Source organism: Dietzia sp. IN118 (assembly GCF_032905965.1).
Lineage (GTDB): Bacteria > Actinomycetota > Actinomycetes > Mycobacteriales > Mycobacteriaceae > Dietzia > Dietzia kunjamensis.
Genome location: NZ_JAUMSR010000011.1, coordinates 1 through 3463 on the forward strand (window position 1 = coordinate 1; position 3463 = coordinate 3463).

Annotated in this window: 6 protein-coding genes; all 6 read right to left on the reverse strand. The window is 64.9% G+C overall.

Annotation, left to right across the window (positions count from 1 at the left end; translation table 11 throughout):
- Positions 1-151 precede the first annotated feature (151 nt).
- The gene (locus Q2K20_RS17925; RefSeq protein ID WP_254050569.1) at positions 152-457 is read right to left on the reverse strand and encodes a hypothetical protein; all 306 of its coding nucleotides are present in this window, start codon (positions 455-457) and stop codon (positions 152-154) included.
- The gene (locus tag Q2K20_RS17930; protein WP_007631225.1) at positions 454-744 is read right to left on the reverse strand and encodes a transposase; all 291 of its coding nucleotides are present in this window, start codon (positions 742-744) and stop codon (positions 454-456) included. Before Q2K20_RS17930 ends, Q2K20_RS17925 begins: the two co-directional genes overlap by 4 nt.
- A 406-nt stretch (positions 745-1150) precedes the next feature.
- Positions 1151-1495, reverse strand: coding sequence for a MaoC/PaaZ C-terminal domain-containing protein (locus Q2K20_RS17935; protein WP_227022447.1), 345 nt, complete (start codon positions 1493-1495; stop codon positions 1151-1153).
- Positions 1492-1635, reverse strand: a complete 144-nt coding sequence (locus Q2K20_RS17940) for a hypothetical protein (RefSeq protein ID WP_227022446.1) — start codon at positions 1633-1635, stop codon at positions 1492-1494. The genes Q2K20_RS17935 and Q2K20_RS17940 overlap by 4 nt, the downstream gene beginning before the upstream one ends.
- Positions 1632-2795 carry an acyl-CoA dehydrogenase family protein gene (locus Q2K20_RS17945; RefSeq protein ID WP_069388662.1) on the reverse strand — a complete coding sequence of 388 codons (1164 nt, stop codon included), beginning with the start codon at positions 2793-2795 and terminating at the stop codon, positions 1632-1634. The genes Q2K20_RS17940 and Q2K20_RS17945 overlap by 4 nt, the downstream gene beginning before the upstream one ends.
- A gap of 23 nt (positions 2796-2818) precedes the next feature.
- On the reverse strand, positions 2819-3463 hold a 645-nt coding region (locus Q2K20_RS17950; protein ID WP_317177057.1), incomplete at its 5' end, for an enoyl-CoA hydratase-related protein.

Below are 3463 nucleotides of genomic sequence, written 5' to 3' on the forward strand. Positions count from 1 at the left end.
GAGCAGACGGCCACGCAGGCCCCCGGAAATCGATCCCCAGACTCGTCGAAGGCGCCACCATCCACGGTTGGCGAGCCGCACTGGCCGAACTCGCACTGGCCTACCCGGAACGCTTCGACCCCCACATATGACAGACATCACTAACCAAAACTCACACAATTATCTTGACAGGCTCGGTCTTCTCGCTGACCTGCCAGCCCTCGTCACGAAGGTCGAAGTACAGGCGAGGGGATCCATGCCGGCCCTTTGCGGCGGTGAACGCCTTCGCGACCGCCTGGTCGACGACCTCGCGGCGGCGGTCACGCTCGGTGTGCAGACCGCTGGCCGCCTCCGGCCCGGTGGCCCGCTTGAGCCACTTGTAGAACCACGCCAGCGACACGCCCAGCAGGGCGCACACCAGAGTGTGTGGCACTCGGTAGTTGGTCCTCTGGTCGGCGATGAAACGTGCCACGCTCACTTCGTCGCCTCCTTGACCCACAGGACCACGGATCGCTTGAGGACATCACGCTCCATCTTCAGCTCCGCGTTCTCTGCTCGCAGCCGCTTGAGCTCCTCGATGTCGCCCCTGGACAGGCCTTCTGTGCCCTCCCGAGCTTCCTTAGCCTGATTGACCCAATTGCCCAGGGTGCCCGCGTTGACCCCAAGGTCTCGGGCGATCTGGGCGATCGGCTTCCCGGTCTCATCGACGATCCGGACCGCTCCCTCACGGAACTCCCGGTCGTACTTCTGGCGCTTCTCTGGCATCGCTTCCCCTTATAGCTGATCCCTCTACGGATCCGGGGGAACCTCACCCGTCGAGGACCCTTCGATAGTCTGACCCGCCACCCTGTCCGAAAGGAACGCCGGCAACCCTCGCCACAGGCACCGCCGCAAAGCGCCCGAAGATCCCCGCCAGTTACCGGTGGAAGTCACAGACAATTCGCGAATGCAACAACTGTCCCAAAATTGATCGTTAGCGGACGCGCCCGATCCGTCGAATAGGGGATGCCGCGCCGAAGGACGAGGTTTTAGGACGGGGGCCTGACTACTCTGCAGCCGCCGTCGTGAGGTGGGGTCGCCGCGTCCCAAACTGACTTGCGGATCCGAGATGAAGGTCGCTTCGTCGATGTAGGTGCGGGACCGTTCTTTTGGATGACGTCCTGGCCGTGTGTCAGTTGAAGCCTCCGGACGGTGTCGCGACCTGTTCTCTCCGCCAAATGACGATGGTCAGTTCGGCGTAGAGGACGGTGTGGTCGTCCTGATCGGTCAGCCGCATCTCCATCTTCACTCGTCCGCGTGTTCCGTCGAGAGTGATCTCGGCAATCCGGACGGTTCCAGTGAGAACGTTCCCGGGTCGGACGGGCGCCGGGAACCGGACCCGGTCGAATCCGAGCCCGGCGATCACTGCCCATTGGTTGAGCACTGTTTGTGTGAGCAGCCGTTGAGCGATGGCGATGGTGTGTACCCCGCTGGCGATGAGTCCGCGGAAGTGTCCCTTGGTTGGCGGCTTCCTCATCGATGAAACGATTGTGCGTCCCAGTGGGTGGCGAAATCGACCAGTTCGGCCTTGGAGACGGTGTGATCTCCCAGTTTGTGGATCTGGCCCGGGGTGAAGTCTTCGGCGTAGACGGACGGGCTCGGGGGCGTGGCGTTCACAGCGACCTGGCTACGAGCAGCTTCATGATCTCGTTGGTGCCGCCGTAGATCCGCTGCACGCGGGAGGCGGTGTACATCTGGGCGATGGGGTATTCCATCATGTAGCCGTAGCCACCGAACAGCTGTAGGCACTTGTCCACCACGCGGCACTGCATGTCGGTGGCCCACATCTTGATCATCGAGGCGCCGGCGGCGTCGAGGGTGCCGTCGATCTGGCGGCGGATGCCGTCGTCGATCATCGCCTTGCCGGCGTAGACGTCGGCCTTGCACTCGGCTAGTACGAACTGGGTGTTCTGGAAGTCCAGGAGTTTCTTGCCGAACGCATCGCGCTCTTTGACGTACCGGATGGTCTCGATCACTGCGGCCTCCGCCACTGCTACGCCGGCGACTCCGATGATGAGTCGCTCCCGCGGTAGCTGGGTCATGAGTTCGGCGAAGCCGGAGCCCTCCTCGCCGAGGATGTTCTCCACCGGTACCCGCATGTCGTCAAAGAAGAGTTCGCGGGTGTCCCATCCGTGCATGCCGATCTTCTCGAGGACGGCGCCGCGGGAGAAGCCCGCGACGTTATTGTCGACCTCGGCGACTAGTAGGGAGATGCCCTTGCCGCCGGCCGCTGGATCGGTCTTGGCCACGATGACAACCAAGTCGCAGTGGGTGCCGTTGGAGATGAAGGTCTTGGCGCCGTTGACCAGGTAGTGGTCGCCGTCGCGGATCGCTGTGGTCTTGACGTTCTGCAGGTCTGAGCCGGTACCGGGTTCGGTCATGGCGACGGCCACCACTTTCTCGCCGGAGGCGAGCCCGGGTAGCCAGCGGCGCTTTTGCTCCTCGGTCCCGTAGGCGTTGATGTAGTGGCTGACGATCGTGGAGTGCACGGTGAAGCCGAACGCGCTGTCGTGCGCGTACGCCAGTTCTTGGGCCACTACAGCCTCGTGGCCGAAGTCGCCTCCCCCGCCGCCGTCCTCGTCGGCGATGTCGGTGAGCAGTAGGCCTGCCGCCCCGGCTCTGTTCCAGAGTTCGCGGTCGACGTGGCCCTGCCGGGCCCAGTCCGCCTGGCGGGGGGTGACTTCTTGGGCGAAGAACGCGCGGGCGTGGTCCCGTAGCAACTCGTGGGACTCGGTTTGCCAGGTGGGGCGGTGGTCGGGGAACAGGGTGGTGGTCATGATCTTGTCCTTGTCGGGCCAGGTTAGCGGCCGGTGAAGTTCGGTGAACGCTTGGCCAGGAAGGCGGCCTGGCCCTCGTGGCTGTCGTCTGAGGCGAGCGCGTAGACGAAGTTGCGCTTTTCGTGCTCAAGCCCTGCGGTTATCGACCCGGTCTGCGCGGCCAGGGCGGCGTCTTTGGCCAGGGCCACGGCCAGCGGTGAGTTGGCCGAGATCCGCTGCGCCAGGGCGATCGCCTGTTCGACGACCTCGTCGTCGTCGACCACCTTTCCCACCAGGCCGAGGTTGGCGGCTTCGGTCCCGGTGGCAAGGTCACCGCTGAGTAGCAGTGCCATGGAGCGAGGTTTGCCTAGCGCCCGGATGAGTCGTTGGGTGCCGCCGCCGCCGGGGATGACGCCGAGCTTGACCTCGGGCAATCCCAGGCGGGCACCCTGGCCGGCGATGCTGGTGTCGCAGGCCAGGACGAGTTCGAGCCCGCCCCCCAGGGCCAGGCCCTCGACGGCTGCGATCACCGGTTTGGGGAAGTTTTCCAGGTCGGCCCATAGGGTCCCCCCGGAGGCCCGCCGGTGCCCGATCAACGGATCGGCGCGCAGGGCGTCGAACGCGGTGATGTCTGCTCCGGCGCAGAACACGCCGCCCGCGCCGGCCAGGACTATGGCGCGCACGGAGTC